This window comes from Rufibacter sp. LB8 (assembly GCF_014876185.1).
Lineage (GTDB): Bacteria > Bacteroidota > Bacteroidia > Cytophagales > Hymenobacteraceae > Nibribacter.
The window spans coordinates 230,854-245,180 of record NZ_JADALJ010000001.1 but is presented as its reverse complement, the minus strand read 5'-3'; the positions used below and the strand labels follow the sequence as shown (position 1 = coordinate 245,180).

Annotated in this window: 11 protein-coding genes; 9 read left to right on the top strand and 2 right to left on the bottom strand. The window is 53.3% G+C overall.

From position 1 onward, the window contains the following. The first annotated feature begins 44 nt into the window (after positions 1 to 44). The 3 genes from IMY23_RS01040 (at position 45) to IMY23_RS01030 (ending at position 2,865) form a co-directional block, all read left to right on the top strand. Positions 45 to 1,031: an ABC transporter ATP-binding protein gene (locus tag IMY23_RS01040; protein WP_192820271.1), complete on the top strand. Its 987-nt coding sequence runs from the start codon at positions 45 to 47 to the stop codon at positions 1,029 to 1,031. Positions 1,032 to 1,200: 169 nt separating this feature from the next. After that, positions 1,201 to 1,860 (top strand): DUF1349 domain-containing protein, encoded by a 660-nt coding sequence (locus IMY23_RS01035; RefSeq protein WP_192820270.1) that lies wholly within the window; start codon positions 1,201 to 1,203, stop codon positions 1,858 to 1,860. 144 nt (positions 1,861 to 2,004) lie between these two features. Next, on the top strand, positions 2,005 to 2,865 hold the full coding sequence (locus IMY23_RS01030; RefSeq protein ID WP_192820269.1) for a bestrophin family protein: 861 nt from the start codon (positions 2,005 to 2,007) through the stop codon (positions 2,863 to 2,865). Between the two features lie 131 nt (positions 2,866 to 2,996). On the opposite strand, the gene IMY23_RS01025 is transcribed toward IMY23_RS01030, so the two are convergent. Both IMY23_RS01025 and IMY23_RS01020 read right to left on the bottom strand, forming a co-directional pair. Continuing rightward, positions 2,997 to 3,533 carry a YceI family protein gene (locus tag IMY23_RS01025; RefSeq protein WP_192820268.1) on the bottom strand — a complete coding sequence of 179 codons (537 nt, stop codon included), beginning with the start codon at positions 3,531 to 3,533 and terminating at the stop codon, positions 2,997 to 2,999. 142 nt (positions 3,534 to 3,675) lie between these two features. Next, the gene (locus IMY23_RS01020; protein ID WP_192820267.1) at positions 3,676 to 5,835 is read right to left on the bottom strand and encodes an FUSC family membrane protein; all 2,160 of its coding nucleotides are present in this window, start codon (positions 5,833 to 5,835) and stop codon (positions 3,676 to 3,678) included. A gap of 142 nt (positions 5,836 to 5,977) precedes the next feature. On the opposite strand from IMY23_RS01020, the gene IMY23_RS01015 reads away from it, so the two are divergent. The 6 genes from IMY23_RS01015 (at position 5,978) to IMY23_RS00990 (ending at position 14,259) form a co-directional block, all read left to right on the top strand. Beyond that, positions 5,978 to 6,961, top strand: coding sequence for a YpdA family putative bacillithiol disulfide reductase (locus tag IMY23_RS01015; protein WP_192820266.1), 984 nt, complete (start codon positions 5,978 to 5,980; stop codon positions 6,959 to 6,961). Positions 6,962 to 7,159: 198 nt separating this feature from the next. Beyond that, on the top strand, positions 7,160 to 7,726 hold the full coding sequence (locus IMY23_RS01010; RefSeq protein ID WP_192820265.1) for a TetR/AcrR family transcriptional regulator: 567 nt from the start codon (positions 7,160 to 7,162) through the stop codon (positions 7,724 to 7,726). Between the two features lie 46 nt (positions 7,727 to 7,772). Further along, on the top strand, positions 7,773 to 9,104 hold the full coding sequence (locus IMY23_RS01005; protein WP_192820264.1) for a TolC family protein: 1,332 nt from the start codon (positions 7,773 to 7,775) through the stop codon (positions 9,102 to 9,104). A 28-nt stretch (positions 9,105 to 9,132) separates the two neighbouring features. Next, on the top strand, positions 9,133 to 10,278 hold the full coding sequence (locus IMY23_RS01000; protein ID WP_192820263.1) for an efflux RND transporter periplasmic adaptor subunit: 1,146 nt from the start codon (positions 9,133 to 9,135) through the stop codon (positions 10,276 to 10,278). 33 nt (positions 10,279 to 10,311) lie between these two features. Further along, complete coding sequence (locus IMY23_RS00995) at positions 10,312 to 13,482, top strand: efflux RND transporter permease subunit (protein WP_192820262.1); 3,171 nt, start codon at positions 10,312 to 10,314, stop codon at positions 13,480 to 13,482. A gap of 300 nt (positions 13,483 to 13,782) precedes the next feature. Continuing rightward, on the top strand, positions 13,783 to 14,259 hold the full coding sequence (locus IMY23_RS00990) for a hypothetical protein (protein WP_192820261.1): 477 nt from the start codon (positions 13,783 to 13,785) through the stop codon (positions 14,257 to 14,259). Positions 14,260 to 14,327: the final 68 nt, after the last annotated feature.

The following is a 14,327-nucleotide window of genomic DNA, read 5'->3' as shown; positions in this document are numbered from 1 at the left end:
AACCAGAGCCAACACTTCATTCTTTCCATCAGAAACCATTAGAAATGCCTTTCCTAGAAGTCAGAAATATAAGTAGCAACCAAGGGAAGGGCGATATTCTACAGGACATCAGTTTCACCCAAAACCAGTTCCAGAAGGTGGCCATTGCCGGCGAAACCGGTTCCGGGAAAAGCACGCTGCTCAAAATCATTGCCGGTTTGGTGCAGCCCAGCAGCGGTCAGGTGTATTTTGAGGAGGAACGCGTGTTTGGCCCCCAGGAACAGTTGGTCGCCGGCCACCCGGGCATTGCCTACCTGTCGCAGCACTTTGAGTTGCCCGAGTTTCTGCGTGTGGAGCAGGCTTTGCGCTACGCCAATTCTTTAGATGAACAAGAAGCCCAGGAAATCTACCACATTTGCCAGATAGAACATTTGCTCCAGCGCCGTACAGATGAACTGTCTGGCGGTGAGAAACAGCGCATTGCCTTGGCCCGGTTGCTCACTACGTCGCCGGCACTGCTGCTCCTAGACGAACCCTTTTCTAACCTGGACACCGTTCATAAAAATGCGCTCAAACAGGTCATCAAAGACATAGGCGACCAACTGGACATTACCTGCCTCTTGATTTCACATGACCCGCAGGACACGCTTTCCTGGGCAGATGAGATTCTGGTCTTACAACAGGGCCAACTGGTACAAAAAGCCAGCCCACAAAACCTTTACTACCAACCAGCCAATGAATACGTGGCAGGTTTGTTCGGGAAATACAACTTGGTTTCAGCCGAATTAGCAGCCAAACTTGGTGTAAAAAGCGAGGCAAAAAACGCGCAGAAACGCCTCTTTCTCCGGCCTGAAAATATCCAGATTTCACCCACAACTAATCTTCCCGCCGCTACCGGTGAAGTGCTGGCCCTGACGTTTTTCGGAAGTTTTTGGGAAGCCGAAATCCATGTGACAGACACAATCTTAGTAGCCAGAATGCTGCACCCAACCGTGCAAAAAGGCGGCCTGGTTTCTGTCAGTTTTTCCGCGAAGGAGCCTTGGTTTCTGTAAGGTAAAAGCCTGCCGAAATTGAAAATCCTGAACCTTGAAAACGTATCTTTAATCTGGTGCTTTTATAACTTTCCGTTTTCGGGCTCATTTCTGAAAATGAGCCCGAAAACGGAAACTGCAAAACTTCAAATTTCCTCAAACATTGCCGCCAATGCCTACTTTTTTGCCCATGACAACTACGCGTCTGAAATTGTTGCTTTTGCTGTTAATGGTTTGCTTCATACCAGAAACATCTCTTGGTCAAACGCCGGCCACATTTCAGGTAAAAGCCATTCCGTTTGTGTGCCAGGTGCTAGACAAGCCCAGTGAAGTGAAAGTGCTATCAGAGAATTCTGTTTTGCTTACAGCCGAAGGCAACACTGATTTGCACAACCCGGCCAGCGCGGCGTTCCAGAAAAGCAATGCACCCAAGTTTTTATTCACGCCAGACCAGAACTTCGACTTTTCTGCGAAAGTAGCGCCCAGCCATGACAACCTCTATGACGGCGGCGCGCTCCTCATCTGGACAGATACCGGCAACTGGGCGAAGGTCTTGCTGCAAAACACCGGTTCCGGTTCTGTGTTGGGACTTTCAGTGGTAGAGAATTCCCGCACAGATGACAGCTATTTTTCTGTTGGCGCAGCCCGTGAAATCTATTTACGGATTCTGAAAAAAGGCAACGTGGGCACGTTTTACATGTCCACAGACGGCACCTCTTGGACCGTGCTTCGGCAGTTTGTGTACCACCGGCCAGACCAGATGCACGTGGGGTTTTATGTACAATCGCCTAAAGGGCCAAGCTGCCAAACGCTGTTTTCAGAAATTAGGTACAACAAAATTCAGCCGTAGCGTTTTTGGCCTCATTTCTGAAAATGAGCCCGAAAACGGAAGCGCTTTTTCCCGGAAAACACTAATTTCAACTTTTCGACAAAGGGTAGCGGCTGTGAACCGCTGCTAGGTTTTGCTGAGAGTTGCTTATTTACACACCGCTGCATGATCAATTACAACCCCAAAGAGTGGGTGACATTTATCTTTAGATTCTCAAAGTCAGACACGTTCCGGCGGCTGTTGCCCTTGCTTATTCTGGTGGGTTTTTACGCGGGCATTATTGCGTACCTGGAACTTACCTACCTCAACCTGGCGGAGTCTAACAACCTCAAGAATGTGGGCCAGATGCACAGCGTGCTCGGGTTTGTGATCTCGCTGCTGCTGGTGTTCAGGACCAATACCGCCTATGACCGCTGGTGGGAAGGCCGGAAAATCTGGGGCACGCTCACCAACAGTTCGCGCAATTTGGCCATGAAACTCCAGGCCTGCGTGGCAGACCCCACTGACCGCCAATATTTCAAGCGCCTGATTCCCAGGTTTGCGCGGGCCCTCAAATGTCACCTGCGGGAAAACGAGGAATATGTGGAGGAAGATGACCTGACCGCCAAGGCCGCCGGCCAGCACGTGCCCAACCGCATTGCCGCCGCTTTGTACGCCAGACTCCATCACATGCACTCATCGGGTTCGCTCAGCACGGCGCAGCTGCTGTTGCTTAATGAGGAATTGCGCACGTTCACTGAGGTTACCGGCGCCTGTGAGCGCATCAAGAACACACCCATTCCATTCACTTACAGCGTGTTCATCAAGAAATTCATATTTTTCTACGTCATGACCTTGCCCTTTGGCTGGGTGTTCAGCATGGGGTATTACGTGGTGCCGGTGGTGGTTTTGATTCTCTACGCGTTCGCCAGTCTGGAATTGATTGCCGAGGAAATTGAGAATCCCTTCGGCACTGATGACAATGACCTGCCCCTGGACACCATCTGCGAGAACATACAACTGCACGTCACTGAACTGCTGCCATAAAACAGGCCAAACGTTCTTTTCCGTTTTCGGCTTCATTTTCAGAAATGAGCCCGAAAACGGAAAGTGCGAAGACAAAAAAACGGCGGCTTCCTTCACAGGAAACCGCCGTTTTCAGTTTATATTCAGGTTTGTCAGGCCTGCTTCACCAATTGGATTTCGGCGTTTAGCCTGATGTCATCACTCACCACCACGCTGCCCGCCTCTGTGACGGCGTTCCAGGTGAGGCCAAATTCTTTCCGGCTGATTTTTCCGGTCACGGTGAAACCGGCTTTGGTTTGGCCGTAGGGGTCTACCACAATGCCGCCAAATTCCACGTCTACCGTTACGGGTTTTGAGACACCTCTAATGGTCAAGTCGCCGTGCAGTTTGGCGCTGCCTTCGCCGGTTTTCTCATAGCGGCTGCCTTTAAAAAGCACCTGTGCGTGGGAAGCTGAGTCAAAGAAATCGGCTGATTTCAAGTGCGTGTCGCGCTGCTCGTTATTGGTGTTGATGGAGTCCACGTCAGCGGAGAATTCCACGCGTGAGGCCGTCTCAAACGCATCACCGTCGGTTTCTACCTCCACGTTGAACGTCTGGAAATAACCGGTCACGGTGGTGATCATGAGGTGTTTTACCTTGAATTGAACTTCTGAGTGCGTGGGGTCTAAAACCCATTTAGTTTGTGCCATAGTATAGTGTTGGTTAGGTTAAAAAGCGTTGCGGTCAAGAAGGTATACGCGGCCTAGTTTGCTGTGTTGGTAGCGGCCTTTATTTCATGTAGCTACATAGGTATGATAATTCCCGCGCACTTCCAACTATTCCACTTGATTTTTAACTGGCCTTGGGCGCTGCCATGCTTTCTGTTAACCGCTGAATATCAGCGCAGACCTTCCTGATGAATTCCAATTGGTCGGTGAGCAACTGTTCTTCCTCAGAGGTTGGCGCGGCGGCCGGTTTTGGATTTGCCACCGTCACAGATTCCAGGTCCAGGTCATTGGCGGGGGCTTCCAGTTTTTTAAGCGCTTCCACCAAAGACCCTTGCGCGCGGCGGCATGTTTTCAGGAAATTCTCTGAGATAAGCAGGTTCGCCTGTTCCATTCGCTCAGACACCAGCGTGGCAATATACGACGACATAACATGGTTGAGCACCACCAGCTCGTGCACCAGGCCGCTGTTCTGCTGCTTGCTTTTGGGTTCGCCGGTCATGCGCTGAAACGCCGCAGACAGGTTGGCCGCGTGCACATACACATGCTTGCGCGATAGTTTATATTCCAGGGGTGTAACGGTATTCCCAGCCAGGCTCTTGGCTAACACCTGCAGGTATTTCAGGTTGGCCAGCAAGGCCTTCTGCAAGAATTGGTTGATCTGCTTAGATTCCCAGTTGGGGAAAAGAAAGTACGTGGCCGAAAATGCAATGGCGCAGCCAATGACCGTGTCTACCATGCGTTCCTGCACAATTATCAAGCCGCCGCCACCCAGAAAACTGAACAGAATGAGCATGAAGGGCGTCATTAAAATCACGCTGAGCATGTAATTGATGCGCTGCACCATGTAAAAACCGGTCATGAACAACACCAGAAACACAAACTGCAGCGTGTGGTTTTCTACCAGAAACAATACCAGCAACCCAAGCGCCGCGCCAATCACGGTGCCCAACAGGCGTTCCACATTTCGTTTTTTGGTTAGGCTGTAGGCTGGTTTCAAGAGCACAATCACCGTCAGAAGCACCCAATAACTGTGCTGCCCGTACGGGAATACTTGCATGAGCACAAAGGCAAACGTAGCCACCAACGCTACCCGTACTGAAAACCTGAACGCCGAAGACGTGAACGTGAGGTTGTCTAAAAACAGCCGCGGCGACAGGTTTTGGCGGTTCACAAACAAATTGACATCCAGCAGTCGCTCTTTCAGCACCTGCGGGCTGGTTTGCTCCGTAAAATACGTGCGCATGATGTTCAACCGCTGCCCGATGGCCCTTAAATTGACCACCACTTTTTTGAGCACCAGCGTGCTTCTGTCCGGTTGGATTTGCCCCAGCGCATCAATGGCGAGCTTTAATTCTTCCAGCTGTTTTACCTGGTCTTGCGCCGTTTTAGGAAGGGCATTGGCCTGGGCCGCCAGCCCAATGGTCTCCAGCTCCTGGGCCTGGGCTTTTACCTGATCGGCAATTTTCTCCAGAATTCCGGTTTGGCCAAAAGTGTCATGCATGGTGGCATAATCATATTGAATGGCAGTGATCTGTTCGTACAAATCCACTAAATCAATAAACGTGAGCACCAGCGCGCGGCCTTTAGGTGTGGACTCCTGCATGATCTGGCGGGTTTTGAACAGGAGTTCGCGCATGGCATCCATTTTCTCGCTCACCAGAATCTGCTGGTTCACCAATTGGCGGTACTGCATTTCCCAGTTTGGGCTCTGTTTGTAAAACGAAGCCTTAAAACGCAAAAACTTGGCTACCTCTAACACGCATTCGCCCAGGGCTTGCTGCGCCGCTCGGTACGGAAACACTTGGTAACTCACCAAACTCAACAGCAGATACCACCCCCCTCCCAATAGCACGTATCCGCTGTACACCAGAATCTGCAACGGTTCCAGCTCGCGGTCCATGGTCAAGATCAAGACCAGCAAAGCAGCCAAACCAATGAGCGACGCGCGCAAACCGTACACCACCAGCATGGAACTCAAGAAACTGAGCACCAGAATCTCCAGCCCCAGCGTGACCACGTGCAGACGGGCAAAACCGGTGAGCAGGGCCGCGGCGCCGCACACCACAATGGCCACCATCATTCCGTTTCGTTTGTGCACCACCGGCCCCGGCGTATCTGCCAGGCTGACCCCAATGGCGCCCAAAGCCACGGTTACGCCGGTCATCAATTGGCCCATGGCCGAAAACAGCAGGGCGGGCAACAACACGCCAATGGTGACCCTAAGGCCGTCTGAGAAATGCTGGCTATGGTAAAAGGATTTCAGGTCCTTGGTTAGGTTCTGCATGCTGGTACTTCAAACTTGTAATGCCTTACGGGAAAAACTGGGCGCAAGATAACCGGTGAACCACGCTTTTAAACCTGCGTATGCCTAAGAATTGCCGTCAACCCGTACCTTCGGGACTGCTATTACTCACGCTTTGGCTCCCATGCAGACTTCCCCCGAATTTGATATTGTCATTATTGGCGCTGGCCCCATTGGACTTTCCTGCGGCATTGAGGCCCAGAAAGCAGGCCTGTCTTACGTCATTCTGGACAAAGGCGCACTGGTGAACTCCCTCTACAACTACCCCGTGACCATGACCTTTTTCTCCACCTCTGAGAAACTGGAGATTGGCGGCGTGCCCTTCATGTCTGACAACCCCAAACCCAAAAGAAACGAAGCCCTGGAATATTACCGCCGGGTCACGCTGGCCTACCGCCTGAACGTGCATCTGTTTGAGGAAGTACTGGGCGTGGAGAAATCTGAGGGCCTGTTCACGGTCACCACCAGCAAGAAAACGTACCGCGCAGCCAACGTGATTGTCTCCACCGGTTTCTATGATTTGCCCGCGCTCATGCATATTCCCGGCGAAGACCTGCCCCACGTGACCCATTATTACAAAGACCCGCACTTTTACGCCCTGCAGAAAGTAGTGGTGGTGGGCGCCAGCAATTCCAGCGTAGACGCCGCCCTGGAAACCTACCGCAAAGGCGCGCAGGTGACCATGGTGGTCCGTGCACCCGAGATTGGCCGCCGCGTAAAATACTGGGTGAAACCAGACATTGAGAACCGCATCAAAGAAGGCAGCATCGCGGCCCATTTCAATTCTTCCCTCCTCGCCATCCGGCCGGGCGAAGTAGATATTCAGACCCCAGACGGCCTCCTTACCCTGGAGAACGATTTTGTGCTGGTCCTCACCGGCTACCAACCCAATTTTGACTTACTCCGTAAATTTGGCGTGGACCTCTCCGCAGATGATAAATTGTACCCCGCGCACAACCCAGACACCATGGAAACCAACCAAGCCGGTCTGTACCTGGCAGGCGTGGTCTGCGGCGGCATGGACACCCACCTCTGGTTTATTGAAAACTCCCGTGACCACGCCCAGAAAATTATGCAACATCTGCTGGCGCGAAGACACGCATTGTAACAATTCCTGTTTTCGGGCTCATTTCCAGAAATGAAGCCAAAAACGGAAATGGAGGCAGATTATACCTGGCTTCCCTCTTTCCTTTTCTGCTTGCGGTTTCCTGAAAGTAACCTGTTCTTCCTTTTTCGGGAAAGTTTGGGGCCGTTACTTTGCGCCCCGAATGAATGTTCAATAGAGAAAAAAAAAAGGAATGCGGGTATGATTGCGGAGAAGAAAAAGGCCATTCTGGAGAGCACGCTACATTTGGTGAGGGAAAACGGGTTCCATGGCACGCCCATGAGCCTGGTGGCCAAGAAAGCGGGCGTGGCTGCCGGCACCATCTACCATTATTTTGACAGCAAAGACGCCCTCATCATGGAGCTGTTCGCCTATACCCAGCAAATGGCGCTGACGGCGCTGCAGAAAGAACTGCGGGCAGACATGGCCTTTAAAGAAGGCTTTTTCCTGCGCTGGATCAACCGCTGTCAGTTTTACATTGAGCACCCCAACATGCTCTTTTTCATTGAGCAGTTCGTGAACTCGCCGTACTACCCCCGCTGCCCCCGCGAGGACAGTGAAAACCTGCAGAATGAAATCTTCCATTTCATCCAGCGCGGCCAGCAGGAAGGCATTCTCCGGGACCTGAACCCACACCTCATGTCCATCATGATCCACAGCAGCATCATGACGGCGGCCAAAGTGCACCTCACCCAGAAAGTCACGCTTACTGACAAAGAATTTGAGCAGTTGGCCCAAATGGTTTGGGACAGTATCCGTAAGCTTTAAACATCTTTTCCTTAGCTCTTTACCCTAGCAAAAATTACCATTACCTATGAAAAGAATGAAACATCTGCTGCCTTTGCTGCTGGTATGCCTGTGGGCCCCGGCAGCAACCCAGGCGCAGGTCTCCCCCAATGACAGTACCGCCGGCCGCCTTAACCTGGAGCAATGCGTGGCCTACGCCCTGGAAAACCAGGCCCAGGTACGCCAGGCCCGCTTAGATGAGGAAATTGGCGAGCGCCAGATCCGGGCGGAGCTTTCCGGCTGGTTGCCGCAGCTTTCCGCCAACTACGCCTTGTCCCATAACATCAAGCGCCAGCAGAGCGTGTTCGGGGACCAGGTCATCACCATCGGGCAGAAATACAACTCCAACATCAACTTCCAGGCGAATCAGACCTTGTACAGCAATGACCTGCTGCTGGCCTCGCGGGCATCAAGGTTTACCCGCCTGTCCCTGGACCAGAACACCAAGGCCACCAGAATTAACACGGTGGTAGAGGTAAGCAAGGCGTTTTACAACATTCTGCTGAGCCAGGAGCAGCTGCGCATTCTGGAGGAAAACATCAACCGCCAGGAAAAACAGTACAAAGACGCCTATGCCCAATATGAGCAGGGCCTGGTAGACAAAACCGATTACCAGCGCGCCAGCATTACCCTGGCCAGTACCCGCTCAGACCGCAAGCGTACCCAGGAAACCATCAAAGCCCGCACCGCTTTCCTGGCCGAGCTGATGGGCCTGCCCGTGAACACCACGCTTACGTTGGCCTATGATTACGCCCAGATGCAGCAGAACATTCTCCTGGACACCACCCAAAACGTGACCTACGCCAGCCGGGTGGAGTTTCAGGCTTTGCAGACGCAACAGCAGTTACAAGGGTTGAGCACGCGCTACTACCGCTGGGGTTGGTTGCCCACGGCCTCGGCGTTTGCCAATTACAATCCCACGTTTTTCAGCGCCAATTTATCTGACATCTACAGCCAATCCTATCCTACTTCGGCGGTAGGGCTGCAGGTGGGCATTCCTATCTTTCAAGGAGGGCGCAGAATCCAGAACCTCCGGATCTCTCAGTTGCAGGAACAGAGCTTAGACGTGGAGCTGGAGAACCTGCAGCGCCGCATCAACACAGAATACCAAACCGCCCTCGCTGATTATAAAGGCGACTTCTCTGATTGGCAAACGCTGCAAAACAACGTTCAACTGGCCCAGGAAGTGTACAACGTGATCAAGCTCCAGTACGATGAAGGCATTAAAACCTACCTTGACCTGATTGTAGCCGAAACTGATCTGCGCACCGCTCAACTCAATTATTACAACGCCTTGTACAACGTACTCTCCAGCAAGCTGGATGTGCAACGTGCCCTGGGCAACATAGACGTAAATTAATCCGCCAGCCTAATCCTTCTGTAACACCATGAAAATATCTTTTCCCCTTCTATCGGCGCTTTCTATGACCGGCGCCCTGCTGGTTTCCTGCGGCAAGAATGAAGCCCCGCAGCAAAACCCCATGGCTGCCGCCGTGCCTGTAAATACCTACACCGTTACCCAGGAGCGCGTGGTGGGCACAGATACCTACCCCGGCACCGTAGTGCCGCTCAATGAAGTGGAGCTTCGCCCGCAGGTGAGCGGCTACATCAGCCAGATCTTTGTCAAAGACGGGCAGCGCGTGACCAAAGGCCAGAAACTCTATGAGATTGACCGCACCAAGTACCAGGCCGCCTACAACCAGGCCCAGGCCAACGTGCGCAGTGCCCAGGCCAACTTAAACCGGGTGCAGAAAGACCTGGAGCGGTATGAGAACCTGGCCAAGCAAGACGCCATCGCGCGGCAGCGCGTAGACTACGCCCGCGCCGATGTGGCCAACGCCCAGGCCCAGGTGGCCGTGGCCCGTGCCCAGGTGGCCAGCGCCTCCACAGATCTAGGGTATTCCATCATCAATGCGCCGTTCAGCGGTACCATTGGCATCTCGCAGGTACGGGTGGGTTCTCAGGTGAGTCCGGGCCAGACATTGCTAAACACTATTTCCTCAGATGGCCCTACTGGCGTTGACATAGTGATCAATGAGCAGGAGTTGCCAAGGTTCAACCGCCTGCAACAAGGCAACCAGCCAGATTCACTTTTTACGCTTACCCTATCTAATGGCAGCACCTACGCGCATACCGGCAAACTAACCGCCATTGACCGCGCCGTGGGTTTGCAGAGCGGTACCATTACCGTACGCGTGAGTTTCCCCAACCCAGACCGGCAATTGGTTTCTGGCATGACGGTGAACGTGAACGTGCTGAATCAGGATATTGGCGAGCAGGTGACTTTCCCTTACAAGGCCGTGACAGAGCAGTTGGGCGAGTACTTTGTCTACGTGGTGCAGGGCGATTCTGCGGTGCAGCAGAATGTGAAGCTGGGCACCCGTTTCCAGGAGAAGATTGTGGCCCGCGAAGGGTTGAAAGCCGGGCAGGTGATTGTGGTGGAAGGAATCCAGAAGCTGCGCCAGGGCGCCAAGGTACAGGTGGGCGCTCCTCAGGCGGGCGCGGGCGCGGCTCCGGCCGCCGGCGGAAGATAATCTAAAATTTTACAGAGCTTTTTCAGAAACAGTATGATATCTGATGTATTTATAAGACGGCCCGTCACCTCCATCGTGATCTCCATTGTGATTGTGTTGGTAGGAACGCTGGCCATGCTCAACCTGCCCGTTACCCAGTACCCGGACATTTCCCCGCCCACGGTATCGGTTTCGGCTAACTACACCGGCGCCGATGCGCAGACCGTGGAGCAGACCGTAGCCACGCCCATTGAGACGCAGATCAACGGTACGCCCGGCATGGCCTACCTCACCTCTATCAATACAAGTACCGGCCAAATGAACATGACCGTGACCTTTGAGGTGGGCACGGACATCAACATTGCTACCCTGGACGTGCAGAACCGCGCCAGCGTGGCGGAACCCAGCCTACCCGAAGAGGTTAGGCGTTTGGGCGTGACCGTTCGGAAGCGGAACCCGAGCATCTTGATGGTGGTAGGCATTTACTCGCCCAAGAAAACCCATGACATCCAGTACCTGGACAACTACACCAACATCTATGTGAAAGACGCCTTGCTGCGCGTGAAAGGTGTAGGTGACGTAACGGCCATTGGCCAGGATTTCAGCATGCGCCTGTGGCTGCAACCCGACAAGATGGCCCAGTACAACCTGAGCGCCAACCAGGTGGTGGCCGCTATTCAGGAGCAGAACATGCAGGTGGCCGCCGGTACCGTGGGTGCCCGGCCCCAGTACAACACCCAGTCTTTTCAGTACCCTATTACAGTCAGCGGGCGGCTTTCTTCTAAGGAGCAGTTTGAGAACGTGATCATTCGGACTAACCCGGAGGACGGCGCCTTAGTGTATCTGAAGGATATGGCCCGGGTAGAGTTTGGTCAGTTTGACTACGGCCGGCAGTCTACCATCAACGGGAACCCCGCCGCCATGATGCTGATTTACCAGGCCCCGGGCTCTAATGCCGTGGAAACCGCCGATGGTATCTATGCCGCCCTGGCCAACCTGAAAGCCGCTTTCCCCGCTGATGTGGATTACATTGTCTCTTTTGAGTCGGTGACCGTGGTGGAGGTGTCAATTCAGGAAGTAATCAACACCTTGCTGGAGGCTCTGGTACTCGTAATCATTGTGGTGTTCCTGTTCCTGCAGAGCTGGCGCGCGACGCTTATCCCTATTCTGGCTATTCCGGTGTCCATCATAGGTACGTTCATCTTCTTTATTCCACTGGACTTTACCATTAACACGCTCACGCTGTTCGGGTTTGTGCTGGCCATTGGTATTGTGGTGGATGATGCCATTGTGGTGGTAGAGGCCGTGCAACATTACATAGACCATGAACGGCTCTCCGCCAGAGAAGCCACGCGTAAAGCCATGAAGGATATTACGGCTCCGGTAATCGCCATCGCGTTGATTCTGGCGGCGGTGTTTATTCCGGTGGGCTTTATTCCGGGGATTGTGGGCCGGCTGTACCAGCAGTTTGCCATTACCATCGCTATCTCCGTGTTGATCTCGGCGTTTGTGGCCCTGACCCTGACCCCAGCGTTGTGTTCTCTGATGCTGCGGCCCATGAATGTGAACCGCAATTCCAGCGGACTGAACAAGTTCTTCTACAAGTTCAACAACTGGTTTAATCGCACCACAGAGTCTTACTCCAAAGGCGTCCGGAAAAGCATTAAGCGGGCTCCGCTGGCCCTGGTTCTGCTTGTCTGCATTTACGTGGGCACATGGGGCCTCTTCGCCAACAAACCCACCGGCTTTATCCCGACGGAGGACGAAGGGCGTCTATTTATCTCCGTGGAGCTGCCTGAAGGTTCCTCGGCCAACAGAACTCAAGCTATTTTGGAGCAGATGGCCGGCATTATTGGCGAAGTGAAAGCCATCAAAAACGCCACTTCCATTTCTGGTCTGAATGCCATCAACTTCTCCTTCAAGTCTAACAGCGGTACTTTCTTTATTCAGATGCATCCCTGGGAAGACCGGCAGGAAGAAGCACTGCGGCTACAAGGCGTGATGGCGGAACTAAATCAACGCTTTGCCACCATCAAAGAGGCCAATATCATTGTGGTGGCGCCGCCGGCCATTCCGGGTCTGGGGCAGTCTGGAGGGTTTAGCTTTGTGCTGCAGCAACGCACCGCCGGCGACATAAAGGAAATGGAGCAGGTGATGGGGCAGTTTCTGGCGGCGGCTAACCAGCGCCCAGAGATTGCCATGGCTTACAGCTTCTTCAACACCCGCACCCCCGGCTACCACGTAGACGTGGACCGCGAAAAAGTGAAGAAATTGGGCCTGAACCTGACGGATGTGTTCTCCACCATGTCTTCTTACATGGGGAGCCGCTACATCAATGACTTCACCCGCTACGGCCGCAATTACCGCGTGGTGGCTCAGGCCGATACCGCTTACCGCATGGACATCAAGGACCTGAACCAGTTCTACGTGCTCAACCGCCAGGGAGAATCTGTGCCGCTGAGTGCGCTGGTGACCACACGGGTGGTGGAAAACCCGGCGGTGATCTCGCACTACAACTTATTCCGGTCCATTGACATCTCCGGCAGCGCGGCCCCAGGCTACAGCAGTGGCCAGGCCCTGCAGGCGCTGGAGGAAGTAGCGGCCCAGACTCTGCCCGCCGGCTACGGATTTGATTTCTCCGGCCTGAGCCGCGAGGAACTGGCCGCCGGTGACAGCACCATTTACATCTTTGCCTTGTCTATTGTGTTGGTGCTGTTATTGCTGGCTGCCTTGTATGAAAGCTGGAGCGTGCCATTCTCCATTATGTTTGCCATTCCGTTGGGGATGTTTGGGGCTATTCTGGCCTTAACATTCCTGCCCAAGCTGGACAACAACGTGTACGCCCAGATCGGGATGATCACCCTTATCGGCCTGGCCGCCAAGAACGCCATCTTGATTGTGGAGTTTGCGAAGGAACGCGTGGACCGCGGCATGGAGCTGATTGAAGCCACCATTGAAGCCGTGAAACTACGCCTGCGGCCTATTATCATGACCTCACTGGCCTTTATTCTGGGGGTAACGCCGCTGGTGCTGGCCTCTGGCGCCGGGGCTGTTTCCAGACAGACCATTGGCTGGGTGGTGATTGGCGGTATGCTGGCGGCCACGTTTTTGGCCATCTTCTTCGTGCCGGTGCTTTACGTGGTGATCACGCGTTTGGCGTATGGTAAGAAGGGACTTGCTGAGCTCCGCGATAAATACAAGGGCGTGGACTATGACCATGACTAATTTCTGTTTTCGGCCTGTTTTTTGAAAATCAAGCCCAAAACAGCTTAACTTCAGGAAAGCCCTAGCCCTGGTGGCCGGGGCTTTCTTGTAACAAGGCCTTCGGCGAAGGCGAAAAGAAAACCTGTTTTGGGCCTCATTTTGGAAAACCAGGCCGAAAACCGGAAATACAGAAAGTAAACATTTTATTCAAGTAGATCCTTTCTGGCGCAAACTTCCGCATGTATCCACCTGGTTGGTTGACAATGCGTTTAGACACAAGCGGACGCTTTCGCCAGAAATTCATCAACTTACATCCTACATATGAAAGCATCCAACAGCTACTTTTCCACTAAAAACATACTTAACGGCATTGCCTTTTACCAGATGACCGGTGGCCTGCTGGGGCTTGGGCTGTTTACCAAATTGCCCCCGCAACTGCATAATCCGTCCGGCTCCACCTGGCTGGGCATAGGACTGGCGGCGGCGCTTTACCTTTTCTCCGTGGTGTGCGGCTTTCAACTGCTGCGGCGCAAACCGCAGGCGGTGAACTGGTCCATGGTCAACCAGGGGCTGCAGGTGCTCAGCCTGGGCGTGGCGGGTTTTGCCTACAATTATGTGGCTGGGTTGAAACTGGGCGTGGGGCTGGATTTCCTGGCTAGCTGGGTGTTCAAGGTCCGGATCTCAGTTTCTTCCTTCCAGTTCATGCTCCAGGCAGACGGCGCCCCTTCCTTTGTGGGTATCAACCTGTTGGCGCTGCTATTGCTTTACTTTTTAGAGAAATCTAAAGATTCCATCTGATTTTTTGCCGAATCTTCTCCCAAATGTGGACAATGACCAGAATTCTTACAAAATGAGTATCAGGCACA

Excerpts from the sequence above, each read along its gene's own strand:
- IMY23_RS01020 (WP_192820267.1), bottom strand. The coding sequence starts at position 5,835 with ATGCAGAACCTAACCAAGGACCTGAAATCCTTTTACCATAGCCAGCAT.
- IMY23_RS01015 (WP_192820266.1), top strand. The coding sequence starts at position 5,978 with ATGCAGACTTCCCCCGAATTTGATATTGTCATTATTGGCGCTGGCCCC.
- IMY23_RS01035 (WP_192820270.1), top strand. The coding sequence starts at position 1,201 with ATGACAACTACGCGTCTGAAATTGTTGCTTTTGCTGTTAATGGTTTGC.
- IMY23_RS01040 (WP_192820271.1), top strand. The coding sequence starts at position 45 with ATGCCTTTCCTAGAAGTCAGAAATATAAGTAGCAACCAAGGGAAGGGC.
- IMY23_RS01005 (WP_192820264.1), top strand. The coding sequence starts at position 7,773 with ATGAAAAGAATGAAACATCTGCTGCCTTTGCTGCTGGTATGCCTGTGG.
- IMY23_RS01030 (WP_192820269.1), top strand. The coding sequence starts at position 2,005 with ATGATCAATTACAACCCCAAAGAGTGGGTGACATTTATCTTTAGATTC.
- IMY23_RS01000 (WP_192820263.1), top strand. The coding sequence starts at position 9,133 with ATGAAAATATCTTTTCCCCTTCTATCGGCGCTTTCTATGACCGGCGCC.
- IMY23_RS00995 (WP_192820262.1), top strand. The coding sequence starts at position 10,312 with ATGATATCTGATGTATTTATAAGACGGCCCGTCACCTCCATCGTGATC.
- IMY23_RS00990 (WP_192820261.1), top strand. The coding sequence starts at position 13,783 with ATGAAAGCATCCAACAGCTACTTTTCCACTAAAAACATACTTAACGGC.
- IMY23_RS01010 (WP_192820265.1), top strand. The coding sequence starts at position 7,160 with ATGATTGCGGAGAAGAAAAAGGCCATTCTGGAGAGCACGCTACATTTG.
- IMY23_RS01025 (WP_192820268.1), bottom strand. The coding sequence starts at position 3,533 with ATGGCACAAACTAAATGGGTTTTAGACCCCACGCACTCAGAAGTTCAA.